The sequence below is a fragment of the Variovorax endophyticus genome, from assembly GCF_025376855.1.
In the GTDB taxonomy this organism is placed as follows: domain Bacteria; phylum Pseudomonadota; class Gammaproteobacteria; order Burkholderiales; family Burkholderiaceae_C; genus Variovorax.
Genome location: NZ_JAHUTH010000032.1, coordinates 14,773 through 30,104, shown reverse-complemented (window position 1 = coordinate 30,104; position 15,332 = coordinate 14,773). Strand labels below are relative to the sequence as shown.

The following is a 15,332-nucleotide window of genomic DNA, read 5'->3' as shown; positions in this document are numbered from 1 at the left end:
CGCTGCGGCGCGCTTCATGCGCCGCCGAGCGCTTCGATGAGCTGGCCGCCGGTCGCGGTCCAGCCGACGATGCCGCCCTGGGCGCGCACCATCTCGACGGTGGCGGTCTTGAAGGCCGGGAAGTAGCTCTCGGTGCAGTCCTCGAGCAGCAGGCCGTCGTAGCCGCGGTCGTTGGCCTCGCGCATGCTGGTCTGCACGCAGACCTCGGTGGTGACGCCGCCGAACAGCAGGTGAGTGATGCCGCGTGCACGCAGCAACTCGTGCAGCTCGGTGGCGTAGAAGGCCCCCTTGCCGGGCTTGTCGATCACGATCTCGCCGGCCACGGGCGCGAGCGCCTCGATGATCTGGTTGCCGGGCTCGCCGGCCACGAGGATGCGGCCCATCGGTCCCTCGTCGCCGATGCGCAGCGTGGGATTGCCGCGGTTGCGCTTGGCCGGCGGGCAGTCCGAGAGATCGGGCCGGTGCGCCTCGCGCGTATGGACCACGAGGCCGCCGGCCGCGCGCCAGGCGGCGAGCACGCGCTGCGTGGCCGGCACGATGGCCTCGAGCAGCGAGACGTCGTTGCCCAGGGTCTCGCCGAAGCCGCCGGGCTCGATGAAGTCGCGCTGCATGTCGATCAGCACGAGCGCGGTGGTCTTCGGGTCGAAGGTGTAGGGAAAGGGAAGTGCGTTCGTGATCTGCATGTTGGTTATCCCATTCGCTGCGCGCCACCCGCAGAACTCGCAGTGGCGAAGGCGTTTGAAGACGGGCGCGGACTTCCGGACGCAGAGGACGCGAAGGTTGCGCGAAGGACGCAAAAGGAATGCAGAAAATTTTTTGAATTTCTCTTTCGCGCCCTTTGCGAAACCTTCGCGTCCTCTGCGTCCGGCTGTTCGTGTTTCATCTCGATTCCATTCAATGCCCGCCGCCCATGTGCGCGCCGATCACGTGCCGCTCGGCACCCGCGGCGGCGGTCTCGTGGACCACGCGGCCCTCGCTCATGACGACGATGCGGTCCGACAGCTCGAGCAACTCGTCGAGGTCCTCGCTGACCAGCAGCACCGCCCCGCCCTTCTCGCGCACCTGCACGATGCGCGCGTGGATCTCGGCCACGGCCGCGAAGTCGAGGCCGAACACGGGGTTGGCCGCGATCAGCACGTTGATGTCGCCCGCGAGCTCGCGCGCGAGCACGGCGCGCTGCACGTTGCCGCCCGAGAGGCTGCGAATGGGCGCGCCCTCGCCCTGGGTCTTCACGCCGTACTCGGCGATCCATTCACGCGCCCGCGCACGCCAGCGCGAGAAGCGCAGCAGGCCGCCGGCCGCGAGCGGCGGACGGTCGAAGTCGCGCAGCGCCATGTTCTCGGCCACGCTCAGGTCGCCCACGCAGGCATTGCGCAGCGGCTCCTCGGGCAGGCTGCGCACCCTGAGTTCGCGGTTCTCGGCGCGGCTTGCGCGGTAGGGCGTGCCCATCACGCGCACCCGGCCCGCGAGCCGCGGGCGCTGGCCCACCAGTGCCTCGACCAGTTCGCGCTGGCCGTTGCCCGAGACACCCGCCACGCCGAGGATCTCGCCCGCGCGCACCGACAGGCTCAGGTCGTGCAGCGCGAGCGTGCCGCGGTCGCCGAGCGCGCGCAGGCCCTCGACCTCGAGCGCGACGGGCGCATCGGCGGCCGGCGCGCGACGCGTGGAGGCGACGACCTGCGCCGGGGCCGCGGTGGTCTGCTGCGCGCCCATCATGGTCGCGGCGAGCAGCGCCGGGCTGGTGTCGGCCACGCGGCCGTGGTGCACGGCCTTGCCGCGCCGCAGCACCGTCACGCCGTCGGCATAGGCCATGACCTCGCGAAACTTGTGCGTGATGATCAGCACGGTGCACAGCCCGCTGCGCGCGAACTCGCGCACATGGCCCAGCACCTCATCGGCCTCCTGCGGCGTGAGCACCGAGGTCGGCTCGTCGAGGATCAAGAGGCGCGGCTTCAGGTAGAGCTGCTTGAGCAGTTCGAGCTTCTGCTTCTCGCCCGCGGCCAGTTCGGACGGCCGCGCATCGAGGTCGAGGCGGAACGGCGTGGTGGCCAGGAAGGCCTCGAGCTCGGCGCGCTTGGCCTTCCAGTCGATCACCGCGGGCGTGCGACCGCCGGCCAGCAGCAGGTTCTCGGCCACGGTCATGCCCGGTGCCAGCGTGAAGTGCTGGTAGACCATGCCGATGCCGAGAGCGCGCGCGACGATCGGGTTGGCGATGTCCTGCTCGCGGCCGTCGATCAGGATGCTGCCCTCCTCCGCGCGCTGGAAGCCGGCCACGCATTTCACCAGCGTGCTCTTGCCCGCGCCGTTCTCGCCGAGCAGCGCATGCACGCTGCCGGGTTCGACGCGCAGCGTCACGCTGTCCATCGCGGTGAAGGCGCCGAAGCGCTTGGTGAGGCGGTAGGTGTCGAGCGCGAGCGCGCCGGTGCCTGGGGGGAGGCCGCCGATGGCGTGAGGGGATGTTGTGCTCATATCCGGACTCCAAGGGGTCGTTCGGGGCGCGGCCGGTACGACCACAGCGCCCCTCGATCACGTCGCTGGGGTGCCTTGCGCAGCGAAATCAAGGAGGAGGCCGAAGGCCGGGGGACATTCGCGGAGCAAGGCACCCCAGTGGCGTGATCGCGCCCCGGTCCGTGACAGCGAAGACATGCGCTCATAACGCCGCCAGCAAAGCCTGCGACGAAGCATGCGCCCCGAACACCCCGCCCTGCATCGTGATCATCTTGAGCGCCGCGAGATGGTTGCCATGGTCGGTCGCCGCCGTGCAGTCCGACAGCAGCAGGCATTCGAAGCCGCGGTCGTTGGCATCGCGCATGGTGGTGTGCACGCAGACGTCGGTGGTGATGCCCGCAAGGATCAGGTTCTCGATGCCGCGCGTGCGCAGGATCAGCTCGAGGTCGGTGGCATAGAACGAGCCCTTGCCGGGCTTGTCGATCACGGTCTCGCCGGGCAGCGGCGCGAGCTCGGGGATGATTTCCCAGCCCGGCTCGCCGCGCACCAGGATGCGCCCGCAGGGACCGTCGTCGCCGATGCCCACGCCGTTGGCGCCGATCTGGCGCGAGCGCCAGCGCTTGTTGGCCGGCAGGTCGGCGAGATCGGGCCGGTGGCCCTCGCGCGTGTGGATCACGTGATAGCCCAGCGGCCGCAGCGCTGCGAGCGTGCGCGCGATCGGCTGGATCGGCGCCTGCACCAGCGACAGGTCGTAGCCCATCACGTCGACATAGCCGCCCTTGCCGCAGAAGTCGGTCTGCATGTCGATCACGATCAGCGCCGTGTTGTCGGGCCGAAGCTGGCCGTTGTAGGGCCAGGCATAGGGTTCGGCCGCGACGTGGCGCTGCACGGCGGCGGTGTAGTTGGTGCTCATTGCCCGGGTCCTGCGTAGCTGCGTTCGGGCGGCGCGAAGCCGCAAGGCGTGCCGTCGGTCACCTTCACCTCGGCGCTCCAGGGCAGGCGGTAGGTGCCCGCGGCCATGTCGCGCATGTAGGTGTAGGGACAGTCCTGCGCCCCGCCCTTCACCGCCACGTAGCCGCGGTGGTAGAGCTGGTAGATGTTGTTCTCCACGCCCCAGCCGGTGCGCGCCTCGCGCACCAGGTCGGGCCGCAGTTCGGCCGTGACGATCTCGTCGACGCGGCCGCCGCCCTCGACCAGCACCGTGCCGTCGAAGTTGCAGAACATGCCCTCGCCCATCGAGTCGAAGCTGCCGTCGCTGCCGCTCAGGCACACGCTGGCCGTGTACGCGAGGTTGCAGAAGGCGTTGGCCTGGTTGGTGATCTTCCAGGCATGGCGGATCGGCGCGGTGTAGCCGGCCGTGCGCAGGATGATCTCGGCGCCCTTGTACGCGGCCTCGCGCGCCATCTCGGGGAACATGCCGTCGTGGCAGATGATCAGCGCGAGCTTGCTGCCGTTGGGGCCGTCGCACACCGGCACGCCGAGGTTGCCGGGCTCCCAGGGCTCGACCGGCACCCACGGATGCAGCTTGCGGTAGTAGAGCCGGATCTCGCCCTGGTCGTCGATGATCAGCCCGCTGTTGTAGGGGTTGCCGCGCGGGTTGGCTTCCATGATCGAGAAGCAGCCCCAGATGCGGTGCTCGATGCAGGCCTGTTTGAAGGCCGCGACCTCGGGGCCGTCGAGCGTGCACATGATCTCGGGGTTGGTGTCCATCGAGAGGCCGTGCAGCGCGTACTCGGGGAACACCACCAGGTCCATGGTCGACTGGTTGCGGCGCGCCTTGCCCACCAGCTCGCAGATGCGCGCGGTCTGCGCCGCGAGCTCGGCGCGCGTCTTCACGTTCGGCAGCTGCAGCTGCACCAGGCCGACGACGACGCCGTTGGCCGATTTGTTGAGTCCGCCGAGGCCGCTCATGGGCGATGTCCTTGTGTGATGGGGTTTGGAGTCATGTCGAGGTTCAGTTCCTGGTGGCCGACAGCTCGCCGGGGCTGCCCGCGGCCGCGCTGCCGGGGCGGCAGGTCAGCACCAGGATCGCCAGCGTGAGCACATAGGGCACGGTGTTGAAGAGGTGGTAGCCCCAGCCGATGCCGATCGACTGCAGCGCGGGACCGATGGCGCCCGCGCCACCGAAGAGAAAGGCCGCGCCCACGCAGCGCAGCGGGCTCCAGCGCGCGAAGATCACCAGCGCCACCGCGATCAGGCCCTGGCCGCTCGAGATGCCCTCGTTCCAGCTGCCCGGATAGAACAGCGTGAGCGAGGCGCCGCCGAGCCCCGCGATGAAGCCGCCCGCGGTGGTGGCCGCGATGCGCAGGCCCGACACCGAATAGCCGAGCGCGCGCGTGGCCTGCGCCGAATCGCCGGCCATGCGCACCAAAAGGCCGATGCGCGTGCGCGCGAAGCCCCACCACAGCAGCAGCGCCAGCGCCAGGCCCACCGGCACCAGCGCATTGAGCTGCAGCGCCGAGCGCACCACCGGGTTGTCGCTCCAGAAGCCCAGCGGGATCGCGGGAATCTGCGGCGCCTGCGGCTGGATCAGCGGCTTGCCGAGGTAGAACGCCAGGCCGGTGCCCAGCAGCATCAGCGCGATGCCGGTGGCCACGTCGTTGACGCGGTCGAGCGAACACAACAGGCCGTGCAGCAGCGCGAGCGCCGCGCCCGCCGTGGCGCCGATCAGCACGCCGAGCCAGGCCGAGTCGGTGAGGTAAGCACCGCCGAAGGCCGCCATGGCCGACAGCACCAGCACGCCCTCGAGGCCGAGGTTGATGCGGCCCGACTTCTCGGTGAGGCACTCGCCCAGGCTCACGAACAGGAAGGGCGCGCCCACGCGCAGCGCGCCGCCGACGATGCCGGCCACGAGCGCGATCCACTGGTCTGCGGTCATGCAACGAAACTCCTGTCGTAGCTCTTCGCTTCGGGCAGCATGCGATCGCCGAACTTCTTCCAGTTGACCGTGCGCAGCCCCTCGCTCGCGAGGATCAGCACGAAGGCGATGCCCTGCAGCACCAGCACCGAGGCATCGGGCAGGCCGACGCGCCGCTGCAGCAGGCTGCCCGCGGCGCCGAAGCCGCCGAACAGGATCGCCACCGGCACGATGGCCGCGGGGTTGTGGCGCGCGATGAAGGAAACGAGGATGCCCGCGTAGCCGTAACCCGCGATCAGCGAGGCGTTGGCGTTGGTGTGCACCGCCGCCACCTCGATCGCGCCGGCCACGCCCGCACAGGCGCCGCCGAGGCCGCAGGCACCAAGGATCAGCCGCGTGGCCGGCAGTCCCACGAGTTGCGCGGTGCGCGGGTTGCCGCCCACCACGCGCACCGAGAAGCCCGAGGGCGTGGCGCGCAGCCAGGCCGCGAGGCCCAGGCAGGCGACGATGCCGACCACCAGGCCCCAGTGCACGTCGGAACCGCCGATGCCGCCGATCAGCAGGCCGTCGGGCAGGGTGTGGGTCGAGGGCTTGTTGAGGCTCGCGGGATCGCGCAGCGGCCCTTCGACCAGGTGCTTGAAGATGCCGATCGCGATGTAGGCCAAGAGCAGGCTGCTGATGGTCTCGTTGATGCCGCGGTACTGGCGCAGCCAGCCCGCGAGCATGATCCACAGCGCGCCGACCGCCGCGCCCGCGATGCACAGGAGCGTGATGCCGGCCACGCCCGAAGGCAGCGGCAGCGCATGCGCGAGCGCCGCGCAGGCCAGGCCGCCGAACACCAGCGCGCCCTCGCCGCCGATCACGATCAGCCCGGCGCGCGCCGGCAGCGCCACGCACAGGGCCGTGAGCATCAGCGGCGCCGCGCGCTGCAGCGTGTTCTGCCACGAGAACCAGTCGCCGAAGGCGCCCTTGAACAGCGTGGTCCAGACCTCCACCGGATCGACGCCAGCGAAGGCGACGACCAGGCCGAAGACCAGGAGCGCCGCCGCGATGGCGAAGACCGGGAGGGCGAATTCCTTGAATGCGCTACGCATGACCGCTTTCTCGAAAGGGGGAGAATCGGCCGCCGCCGGGCCGCCCCAAGGCGGGCCGAGCCTCCCCCTCGGGGGGTGGCGAAGCACACGCAGTGGCAAGCCGGGGGGCCAACATTGCTAGACCGAGCCGAGCACGCCTTCGACCAGGTAGTTCATCTTCTCGAGCTCGAGGTCGGTCTGCTTGAGCACCTTGCCCGCGGGCACCACCACCGCGCCCTTGTTGTCCTTGATGCCGTCCTTGAAGATGTCGAAGCTGCCCGCGATCATCTTGGCCTTGATGTCGTCGGCCTGCTTCTTCGCGGCGTCCGGCACCATCGGGCCGTAGGCCGACATCTTCACGTGGCCTTCCTTCAGGCCGCCGCGCAGGAAGTTGGGATGCGGCTTGCCGGTCTGCGCGGCCTCGATCGCGGTCTTGTAGGCGGTGAGCCAGTTCCACTCGGCGCCCGTGAGGTAGGCGTTCGGCGCGAGCTTGGCCTGGCTCGCGTGGTAGCCGCAGACCATCTTGCCGCGCTTGGCGGCCGTCTCGACCACCACCTTGGGGCCGTCCACGTGCATGGTGAACACGTCGCAGCCCTGGTCGGCCAGGCTGTTGGTGGCCTCGGCCTCCTTCACGGCCATCGACCAGTCGCCGGTGAAGATCACGCTGCAGGTGATGTTCGGCTTGACCGAGCGCGCACCCAGCGTGAAGGCATTGATGTTGCGCAGCACCTGCGGGATCGGCTTGGCCGCGACGAAGGCGATCTTGTTGCTCTTCGTCATGTGGGCGGCGATCACGCCGTTGAGGAACTGGCACTCGTCGATGTAGCCGAAGAAGCTGCCGACGTTCTTCGGATGCTTGCCCTCGGTCCAGAGGCCGCCGCAGTGCGAGAAGCGCACGTCGGGGTTCTTGGGCGCGACGGCCAGGATGTGCGGATCGAAGTAGCCGAAGGAGGTCGGGAACAGCAGCTTGGCACCGTCCTGCGCGATCATGCCCGACATGGTCTTCTGCACGGCCGCGGTCTCGGGCACGTTCTCCTCTTCCACCAGCTTGATGCCGGGCAGCTTCTTGATCTCGGCCGCGGCCTGCGCGTGCGCCTGGTTGTAGCCGTAGTCGTCGCGCGCGCCGACGTAGATCACGCCGACGGTGAGCGGCTTGGCCTGCGCGCGAGCGAAGGGGCTCAGCGCACCGAGGGTGCCGGCCGCGCCGAGGGCGGCCAGGGTCTTGAGGGAATCGCGGCGATTGGGTTGGCTCGTCATGCTGTGCTTTCGGGAGGGTGGAGGTGGGGGTGCAAGAAATGGGCCTCAGGCGCCGAGCAGGCTCACGTGCGCGACGACCACGCGCCAGCCCTGGTCCGTGCGCATCCAGGTCTGGCTCTGGCGGCCGGTGCGTTCGCTGCCTTCGCGGCGGAACTCGCAGTTGGCGGTCGCGAAGTCGCGGCCGTAGGTGGTGATGGCGACGCGCAGCAGCTCGCGCGCGAGCCCCTGCGCGGGGCGCGATGCGCGAAAGGCCTGGATCGCTTCGTAGCCGTAGAGGTTCTCGGTCGCGCCGTAGCGCAGCGTGGTCGGGCTGGCCCAGAACAGTTCGTCGAGCACCTCGACCTCGTTGTGCACCAGTGCGTGCTCGTAGCGCGCGAACACGGTCTCGACTTCGGCGAGCACGTCGGGCAGGTTGATCTCGGGAGTGGTCATGAAGCTGGGTGTCCGTCGGTCGTCAAAGGGTGGCCACGGGCGCGCGCGCCACGCCCGCGTCCTCGAGCGCCGCGGCCACGCGCAGCGCGAGGTCTTCCCGCCAGGGCGCGGCGATCAGCTGCACGCCGATCGGCAGCCGCGCATGCGCGCCCCACACCGGCACGCTGCACACCGGCAGGCCGATGCACGAGATCGGCTGCGTCAGCAGCCCCATGTTGGGCCGCACCGGCAGGCTCTGGCCGTTGATCTCGAAGCGCTCGGCGCCCACCGGCGTGGCGGCGCTCGGCGTGGCGGGCGCGAGCAGCACGTCGAAGCGGCCGAACACGCGCGCCACCGCCTCGGCATAGACGCGGCGCACGCGCTGGGCGCGCGCGATCCAGGCGGCCGGCAGCAGCGCGCCCGCGAGGAAGCGGTCGCGCGACAGCGGTTCGAAGTCGTGCGCGCGGCGGCGCAGGTCGTCGAGGTGCAGCGCCGCGCCTTCGGCGTTGGTGATCAGGAAGGCGGCCGCGCGGCCGGCCTCGACCAGCGGCAGCTCGACGCTGGCGTGCGCGGCCAGCGCATCGGCCACGCGGTCGACCGCGGCGTTGGCCTCGGCGCCGGCGTTGGCGCGGAAGTAGCCGCCGAGCACGCCGATGCGCAGGCCCTGCGTGCCGCGCACCAGCAGCGGCGCCACCGGTTCGACCGCGCGCTGCGTGCAGCCGGGGTCGCGCCGTCCGGCGGGATCCTCCGGGCCCTGCATCGCGTCGTAGGCCAGCGCGAGGTCGCGCGCCGAACGCGCGAAGGGCCCGAGGTGATCGAGGCTCGAGACGAAGGGATAGCTGCCGCTGCGCGGCAGCCGGCCGAAGGTGGGCTTGAGGCCGAACACGCCGCACAGCGAGGCCGGCACGCGGATCGAGCCGTTGGTGTCCGAGCCCAGCGTGAGCGCGACCTGCCCCGCGGCCACGGCCGCGCCCGAGCCGCCCGAGGAACCGCCCGCGATGCACGAGAGGTCGTGCGGATTGCGCGTCGGGCCCTCGTGGCTGTTCTCGGTGGTGAAGCCGTAGGCGTACTCGTCCATGTTGAGCGCGCCGACCAGCACCGCGCCCGCGCGCTCGAGCCGGCGCACCAGCAGCGCGTCGGCATTCGCGGGCGCGGCTTCGCGCTCGATCTTCGAGCCGGCCAGCGTGGCGATGCCCGCGATGTCGAACAGGTTCTTGACCGCGAAGGGCACGCCGAGCAGCGGCAGTTCGCGCGTGCGCTCGGCCGTGGCCGAGGCCAGCGAGGCATCGACCTGCGCGGCGCGGCGCAGCGCGCGTTCGCGCAGCACGGCGGTGAAGGCGTTGACGCGGCCGTCGATGGCCTCGATGCGCGCGAGGCTGGCCTCGGCCAGCGCACTGGCGCTGACCTCGCCGCGGCGCACCGCCTCGGCCATGGCGCTCGCGTCCCTGGCGATCAGGCTGGCGGCGTTCATCGGCCGGCCTCCGAAGGCGAGACCGGAACGAACTGCACCGCCGCCTCGTCGTGCACCGACAGCGGCACCGCCTCGATGGTGGCCGCGAAGCCGGCCGCGAGCGCGAAGTAGCGCAGCACGCCCTCGCGGTGGGCGGGCGAGAGCGGGAGGCCGAGCGCGGCCGCGGCCGCGTCGACGTGGCGTTCGATCTGTTCGGGCGTCATGGCGTCGGCTCCTCTCAACGGCGCACTTCGCGCTGGAAGATGTCGAGGCTCAGCTTTTTCATCGCGACGAAGCTCTCGGTGCTCAGGGTCTCGACCGTGCGCGGGCGCGCATCGCCATAGCGCAGGATCTCGGCCACCTTGGTCGGGCGCTTGGTCAGGAGCAGCACCTCGTCGGCCAGGTACACGGCCTCCTCGAGGTCGTGCGAGACCAGCAGCATGGTGGTGCCGGTCTGCATGAACACCTCCTGCAGCTTCTCGCGGATGAACAAGGTCATCTCGAAGTCGAGCGCCGAGAAGGGCTCGTCGAGGAACAGCACCTCGGGATTCGGCGCGAGCGCGCGCATGATCGACGCGGTCTGCTGCTGGCCGCCCGAGAGCTCGTAGGGAAAGCGCTTGAGGTCGAACTTGACGTCGAAGGAGGCGACCAGTTCCTCCATGCGGCGATCGACCTCGGCCTTGCTGCGGCCTTCCAGCTTCAGCGGATAGGCGATGTTGTCGATGGTGCGCATCCACGGGAACATCGCCTCGCGGTAGTTCTGGAACACGTAGCCGATCTTGGTGTCCTTGCGCTGTTTCCCGTCGAACAGGATCTCGCCGCTGTCGATGGGAATCAGCCCCGCGATCATGTTGATCAGCGTGGACTTGCCGCAGCCGTTGGGCCCGAACACCGAGACGATGCGGTGCTTGGGGATGTCGAGGTCGAAGTTCTCGTACAGCGGCCAGCCCGCGAAGTACTTGGTGAGGCCGCGGATCGTGATGTGGGTGCCCGCCGGGCCGGGCTTGAACACCGGCTTGGGCACGTCGGCATACACCGGGCCGTTGACGACGATGTCGGGCGTGGCTTTCATCGGCCGCTCCAGTGAACGATGCGGCGCTCGGCCACGAGGAAGAGGATGTTGAGCACGTAGCCCAGCGCGCCGGCCGCGAGGATGGCCGCATACATGCTCTTGACGTTGAGCACCTGCTGCGCGTCGATGATGCGGTGGCCCAGGCCGTTGTCGGAGCCGATGAACATCTCGGCCACGATCACGATCACCAGCGCCATCGAGACCGCCGAGCGCAGGCCCACGAAGCTGGGCTGCAGGCTCTCCCACACCAGCACGTCCTTGAAGATCTGCCAGCGCGAGGCGCCCATCACGCGCGCCGCCATCACGCGCTGCTTGCGCGCGTTGATCACGCCGTAGGCGCTGTTGAACACCACGATCAGCAGCGCGCCGAAGGCCGCGATCGCCACCTTGTTGATGTCGGACACGCCGAAGATCAGCAGGAACAGCGGGATCAGCGCCGACGAGGGCGTGGAGCGGAAGAAGTCGATCAGGAACTCGACGCTGCGGTAGGCGCGCTCGTTGCTGCCCAGCAGCACGCCCAGCGGCATGCCGACGATGGCGGCGATCGCGAAGGCCTGCACGGTGCGCCACACGGTGACGGCGAAGTCGACGAGCAGCGGCCCGCCGGCCAGGCCGGTGATGAGCGCGGCCACGGTGTCGGCCGGCGAGGGCAGCAGGATCGGCTTGATGAAGCCGAGCCGCACCACCAGGTCCCAGACGATGAACAGGACGACCGGCCCGATGGCCGGCAGCCAGCGCTCCCAGGCGGGCGCCTTCGGTGCCGCGGAGGCGGCGTTGCCCGCGGGCGGTGCCCAGGGCGAAGCGGTGGTGCTGCTGTCGGCCATGGCGTCAGGCCTTGTAGAGCAGGCCGTCCACCAGGACCTTCTTCTCGAAGATCCCCTTCTCGGTGAACAGGTCGTAGAACTTCTGGAAGTAGGCGACGTCGCTGGGCTTGAACTCGTTGTAGAGCATGTACGAGGCCAGCGGCACCTCGGCCGTGAGCTTGCCCTCGATGGCGGTGTAGCCCTTCATGTACTGGCGCGCCTCGTCGGGCTGGCTGCGCACCAGCTCCACGCCGCGCGCATAGGCGGCGATGTACTTCTTCGCGGCGTCGGGGTTCTTCTTGAGGAACTCGGTCGTGAGGCTGGCGGCGCCGCCATGCCAGGGCGCCATCGGGTCGCCGAGGATGTAGCGCGCGACCACGCCGGCCTCGAGCACGCGCGTGGTGCCGTTCATGCGGCCCACGGTGCCGGTGGGCTCGAGCGTGTAGCAGGCATCGACCTGCCCCGCCACCAGCGCGGCCACGTGCTGGCCGATCGGCAGCTCGCTGACCGACACGCCCTTGGCGCCCGCGCGCTCGAGCATGGTCTTGCACAGCGTGACGTTCTGGATGCCCGGGCCCGAGGCCACCTTCTTGCCCGCGAGCTCGGCCATGGCCTTGATCGGGCTGTCCTTCGCGACGATGAACTCGTCGAGCACGAACTTCGCGTTGCTCGGGTTGGTGCAGAAGATCTTGAACAGGCCCGGCTGCGCGATCTCGCCGATCGCGAGGTTGGCCGAGCCGGTGCCGTTGGCGCTGCCGTCGCAGCGGCCCGCGAGCATGGCTTCCATCACCTGCTGCGCGCCCGCGAACTTCTGCGGTTCCACGTCGAGCCCCGCTTCCTTGAAGAAGCCGCGCTCGACCGCCGCGAAGAAAGGCAGACCCGCGGCCACCGGCCAGAAGCCGACGCGGATCTTCGGTGCCGCCTGGGCGCGCACGATCGCCGGCGCGGCGAGCACCGCGAGGCCGGCGGCGCCGGCCTGCAGCACCTGTCGGCGCGAGGCGGAGGAAGGAAGGTCGGAGATGGACATGGAAGACTCCTCGGTCTGGGTTCGAAGACAACAGGGATTCAGGCGGCGCGGCTCGCGAGATAGGCGCGCCAGCCGCCATGGCGCGTGACCTCTTCCGCACCGGCCAGCGCATGGCCCTCGCAGATGAAGCCGTGCACCCAGCGGCCGTCGGCCAGCTCGACGCTGCCCAGGCCCAGCGGCGCGGGGATCAGCGCGAGGAAGCCGCCGACCTCGGCCAGCGGCAGGTCCCACACCTCGAGCGCGATCGCGGCGCCGCCCTCGGCGCTGCGCTGCAGGCCGGGCTTGGGCGGCACGGTGCCGGGCAGCGCGTACAGCCGGTAGCGCGGCGCGGTCTGGATGGCTTCGCGCAGCACGGCGCCGCGCTCGGTGAGCTGGCCGTTGAGCGGCATGCCGCTGAGGTGCGCGCCGACCACCGCGATCGGCAGCGTCGCGGCCTGCGCCGGGGCGAGGCCACGGATCGGCCGCGGCGCGGGCAGCGGCTCGCCGGTCGCGCCCTGCGCGAGGCCGGTGGCGTGGTGGTAGCGCTGGCCCAGCTCGGCCAGCGCGAGGTCGCTGCCGCAGCGGCCGATCAGCGTGATGCCGAAGGGCAGGCCGTCGGGCCGCAGGCTGCTGGGCACCGAGAGCGCGGCGTAGTCGAGCAGGTTGACGAAGTTGGTGTAGGCGCCGAGGTTGCGGTTGAGCGCCACCGGGTCGGCGCGCATCGCGTCGCGCGTGTAGTGCGTGGGCGCGGTGGGCACCAGCAGCACGTCGATGTCGCGCCACATCGGTTCGGCCTGCTGCGCGAGCGCGCGCAGCCGGGTCTGGGCCTCGAACACGTCGGCCGCGTTGTAGCCGCGGCCCTGCGCGAGGATGCCGCGCACGGGCTCGACGACCTCGGCCTCGTGGCGGTCGAAGAAGGCGCGCACCGCGGCATAGCGCTCGGCCACCAGCGCGCTGTCGTAGAGCAGCGCGGCGGCCTCGGCCAGCGGCGCGAAGGGCACGGTGACGGCCGTGCCGCCCAGCGCCTCGAGGCGCCGGCGCGCGTCGGCGAAGGCGGCCTCGGCCAGCGTGTCGCCGAAGAAGGCGAGGCGGTCGGGCACGCCGAAGCGGAAGGCGGCGGGGAAGGGCTCGGCATCGAGCGCGATGTCGCGCGAGTAGGGATCGCGCGCATCGAAGCCGAGCGCGGCCTGCAGCACCTCGACCGCGAGCGCGACCGTGCGCGCGAAGATCGAGACGCAGTCGACGCTCTGCGCGGCCGGCACCACGCCGGCGGTGCTCAGCAGCCCGCGCGAGGGCTTGAGGCCGACGATGTTGTTGAGGCCCGCGGGCACGCGGCCCGAGCCGGCCGTGTCGGTGCCGAGCGCGAAGTCGGCCTCGCCGGTGGCGACCACGCGGGCCGAACCCGAGCTCGAGCCGCCCGAGACATAGCTGGCATCGAAGGCATTGCCGACCTCGCCATAGGGCGAGCGCGTGCCGTTGAGGCCGCAGGCGAACTGGTCGAGGTTGGTCTTGCCGAGCAGCGACGCACCGGCGTCGAGCAGCCGCTGCACCACGGCCGCATGGGCGGCCGGCAGGCGGTCGAAGGCCGGGCAGGCGGCGGTGGTGGGCACGCCGGCGACGTCGATGTTGTCCTTGACGGCGAAGCGCAGGCCCGCGAGCGGGGCGGGGGTGGTAGCGGGCGTGGCTTCCCGCGTGTCGTCGTTCTCGCGCGTCAGCGGCTGCGCGAAACGCAGGATCCACGCCGCGGCGGCCGGGTCTTTCTCGTCATGCACCATGATCAGGCATCCAAACTTGTGTACAAGTCGAGATGCAAGCGGCGTGCCAGCGTGCACGGGCCGCTGCCGACGCGCCTATGGCATCAGCCGCTCAAGTATTTATGTATGGCTCCCTCCCCCGCTGGGGGAGGGTTGGGGTGGGGGCACCGGGCCTTGCCATCGTTGCGGGCCTTGTCCACCGCCCGGTGCCCCCATCCCGGCCTTCCCCCAGAGGGGGAAGGAGGAAGACAGGGCGCTCAGCTCTTCTTGGCGTCCCGGTACAGGTTCTCCACCTTCGGCAGATTCGCCTGCAGCTTGGCGATCCGGTCCGGCCCGCTCGGGTGCGTCGAGAGGAAGCTCAGCCCGCCCTGGTTCTTCGAGGCCGTGGCCATCTTGTTCCACAGCGAGACCGAGGCCTTCGGGTCGTAGCCGGCGCGCGCCGCGAGCTCCAGGCCGACGAGGTCGGCCTCGGTCTCGTCGCCGCGGCTGAACTTGAGCGTGAGCAGCTGGGTGCCCGCGCGCGCCGCGAGGTCGCCGACCTGCCCCAGGCCGAGCAGCTGCGCACCGATCGAGAGCGCGGCGCCGGTGCCCGCGCTCTTGGCCATGCGGGCGCGCGCATGCTCGCGCAGCGCATGGGCCATCTCGTGGCCCATCACCATCGCGACCTCGTCGTCAGTGAGCTTGAGCTGCTCGAGGATGCCGGTGAAGAAGGCGATCTTGCCGCCCGGCAGGCAGAAGGCGTTGATCTGCTTGCTGCCGATCAGGTTGACCTCCCACTTCCATTGCCGCGCACGGCTGTTCCAGGGCGTGGCGAAGGGGATCAGCCGGTTGGCGATGGCGCGCAGCCGCTGCAGCTGCGGATTGCCGTCGCCCGCGAGCGCGTTCTTGGCGCGCGCCTGCTCCAGCAGTTCGCCGTACTGCTGGCCGCCCGCGGCCTCGATGCGGTCGGCCGGCACGAGGTTGCGCGCCACCGAGGCATTGCCGACGTCGACCTGCGCGAGTGCCGGCCCGCTCAATGCCGCGCCGGCCGCGGCCAGCAGGAAGGCGCGCCGAGGCTGCCAGGCCGAGGCATGGGAGAGGACCGGGGCGGAGCGATCGCAGCGTGTGCACATATGGGGCCGGATGATAGGAACAAATGAAGACGCCTTGGTGGATGACCCGGCGGCCGACCGGCGCGGCACTCATGGACAATCGCTCCCAC

15 protein-coding genes are annotated in these 15,332 nt (G+C 70.5%); all 15 read right to left on the bottom strand.

Annotated features, from left to right (window positions below):
• Nucleotides 1-14 precede the first annotated feature (14 nt).
• Nucleotides 15-683 (bottom strand): cysteine hydrolase family protein, encoded by a 669-nt coding sequence (locus KV106_RS32060; RefSeq protein ID WP_261215321.1) that lies wholly within the window; start codon nt 681-683, stop codon nt 15-17.
• Between the two features lie 211 nt (nt 684-894).
• Complete coding sequence (locus tag KV106_RS32055) at nt 895-2,469, bottom strand: ABC transporter ATP-binding protein (protein ID WP_261215320.1); 1,575 nt, start codon at nt 2,467-2,469, stop codon at nt 895-897.
• Nucleotides 2,470-2,650: 181 nt separating this feature from the next.
• On the bottom strand, nt 2,651-3,361 hold the full coding sequence (gene biuH / locus KV106_RS32050) for a biuret amidohydrolase (RefSeq protein ID WP_261215318.1): 711 nt from the start codon (nt 3,359-3,361) through the stop codon (nt 2,651-2,653).
• A complete protein-coding gene (locus KV106_RS32045; RefSeq protein WP_261215317.1) occupies nt 3,358-4,359 on the bottom strand; it encodes a formamidase in 1,002 nt (333 codons plus the stop codon). The genes biuH and KV106_RS32045 overlap by 4 nt, the downstream gene beginning before the upstream one ends.
• Before the next feature lie 43 nt (nt 4,360-4,402).
• A complete protein-coding gene (locus KV106_RS32040; RefSeq protein ID WP_057592790.1) occupies nt 4,403-5,326 on the bottom strand; it encodes an ABC transporter permease in 924 nt (307 codons plus the stop codon).
• Nucleotides 5,323-6,399 (bottom strand): ABC transporter permease, encoded by a 1,077-nt coding sequence (locus KV106_RS32035; protein ID WP_261215309.1) that lies wholly within the window; start codon nt 6,397-6,399, stop codon nt 5,323-5,325. The genes KV106_RS32040 and KV106_RS32035 overlap by 4 nt, the downstream gene beginning before the upstream one ends.
• 117 nt (nt 6,400-6,516) lie before the next feature.
• Entirely contained in the window at nt 6,517-7,635 is a 1,119-nt protein-coding gene (locus tag KV106_RS32030) for a BMP family ABC transporter substrate-binding protein (RefSeq protein WP_261215307.1), read from the bottom strand.
• Between the two features lie 45 nt (nt 7,636-7,680).
• Entirely contained in the window at nt 7,681-8,067 is a 387-nt protein-coding gene (gene hpxZ / locus KV106_RS32025; protein WP_261215305.1) for an oxalurate catabolism protein HpxZ, read from the bottom strand.
• Between the two features lie 22 nt (nt 8,068-8,089).
• A complete protein-coding gene (locus KV106_RS32020) occupies nt 8,090-9,517 on the bottom strand; it encodes an AtzE family amidohydrolase (protein ID WP_261215303.1) in 1,428 nt (475 codons plus the stop codon).
• On the bottom strand, nt 9,514-9,720 hold the full coding sequence (locus KV106_RS32015) for a DUF4089 domain-containing protein (protein ID WP_261215301.1): 207 nt from the start codon (nt 9,718-9,720) through the stop codon (nt 9,514-9,516). The genes KV106_RS32020 and KV106_RS32015 overlap by 4 nt, the downstream gene beginning before the upstream one ends.
• Nucleotides 9,721-9,734: 14 nt before the next feature.
• Complete coding sequence (locus KV106_RS32010; RefSeq protein ID WP_203203762.1) at nt 9,735-10,568, bottom strand: ABC transporter ATP-binding protein; 834 nt, start codon at nt 10,566-10,568, stop codon at nt 9,735-9,737.
• Entirely contained in the window at nt 10,565-11,392 is an 828-nt protein-coding gene (locus tag KV106_RS32005; protein WP_057592783.1) for an ABC transporter permease, read from the bottom strand. The genes KV106_RS32010 and KV106_RS32005 overlap by 4 nt, the downstream gene beginning before the upstream one ends.
• A gap of 4 nt (nt 11,393-11,396) precedes the next feature.
• Complete coding sequence (locus tag KV106_RS32000; RefSeq protein WP_261215299.1) at nt 11,397-12,398, bottom strand: ABC transporter substrate-binding protein; 1,002 nt, start codon at nt 12,396-12,398, stop codon at nt 11,397-11,399.
• Nucleotides 12,399-12,436: 38 nt separating this feature from the next.
• A complete protein-coding gene (gene atzF / locus KV106_RS31995) occupies nt 12,437-14,152 on the bottom strand; it encodes an allophanate hydrolase (protein WP_261215297.1) in 1,716 nt (571 codons plus the stop codon).
• A 236-nt stretch (nt 14,153-14,388) separates the two neighbouring features.
• Complete coding sequence (locus KV106_RS31990; protein WP_261215288.1) at nt 14,389-15,243, bottom strand: M48 family metallopeptidase; 855 nt, start codon at nt 15,241-15,243, stop codon at nt 14,389-14,391.
• Between the last annotated feature and the right edge of the window lie 89 nt (nt 15,244-15,332).

Bases quoted from the DNA above. Each gene is read 5' to 3' on its own strand.
- KV106_RS32045 (WP_261215317.1), bottom strand. From the start codon at position 4,359: ATGAGCGGCCTCGGCGGACTCAACAAATCGGCCAACGGCGTCGTCGTC.
- KV106_RS32055 (WP_261215320.1), bottom strand. From the start codon at position 2,469: ATGAGCACAACATCCCCTCACGCCATCGGCGGCCTCCCCCCAGGCACC.
- biuH (WP_261215318.1), bottom strand. From the start codon at position 3,361: ATGAGCACCAACTACACCGCCGCCGTGCAGCGCCACGTCGCGGCCGAA.
- KV106_RS32020 (WP_261215303.1), bottom strand. From the start codon at position 9,517: ATGAACGCCGCCAGCCTGATCGCCAGGGACGCGAGCGCCATGGCCGAG.
- KV106_RS32035 (WP_261215309.1), bottom strand. From the start codon at position 6,399: ATGCGTAGCGCATTCAAGGAATTCGCCCTCCCGGTCTTCGCCATCGCG.
- KV106_RS32010 (WP_203203762.1), bottom strand. From the start codon at position 10,568: ATGAAAGCCACGCCCGACATCGTCGTCAACGGCCCGGTGTATGCCGAC.
- KV106_RS31990 (WP_261215288.1), bottom strand. From the start codon at position 15,243: ATGTGCACACGCTGCGATCGCTCCGCCCCGGTCCTCTCCCATGCCTCG.
- KV106_RS32060 (WP_261215321.1), bottom strand. From the start codon at position 683: ATGCAGATCACGAACGCACTTCCCTTTCCCTACACCTTCGACCCGAAG.
- atzF (WP_261215297.1), bottom strand. From the start codon at position 14,152: ATGGTGCATGACGAGAAAGACCCGGCCGCCGCGGCGTGGATCCTGCGT.
- KV106_RS32000 (WP_261215299.1), bottom strand. From the start codon at position 12,398: ATGTCCATCTCCGACCTTCCTTCCTCCGCCTCGCGCCGACAGGTGCTG.
- KV106_RS32015 (WP_261215301.1), bottom strand. From the start codon at position 9,720: ATGACGCCCGAACAGATCGAACGCCACGTCGACGCGGCCGCGGCCGCG.
- KV106_RS32005 (WP_057592783.1), bottom strand. From the start codon at position 11,392: ATGGCCGACAGCAGCACCACCGCTTCGCCCTGGGCACCGCCCGCGGGC.
- hpxZ (WP_261215305.1), bottom strand. From the start codon at position 8,067: ATGACCACTCCCGAGATCAACCTGCCCGACGTGCTCGCCGAAGTCGAG.
- KV106_RS32040 (WP_057592790.1), bottom strand. From the start codon at position 5,326: ATGACCGCAGACCAGTGGATCGCGCTCGTGGCCGGCATCGTCGGCGGC.
- KV106_RS32030 (WP_261215307.1), bottom strand. From the start codon at position 7,635: ATGACGAGCCAACCCAATCGCCGCGATTCCCTCAAGACCCTGGCCGCC.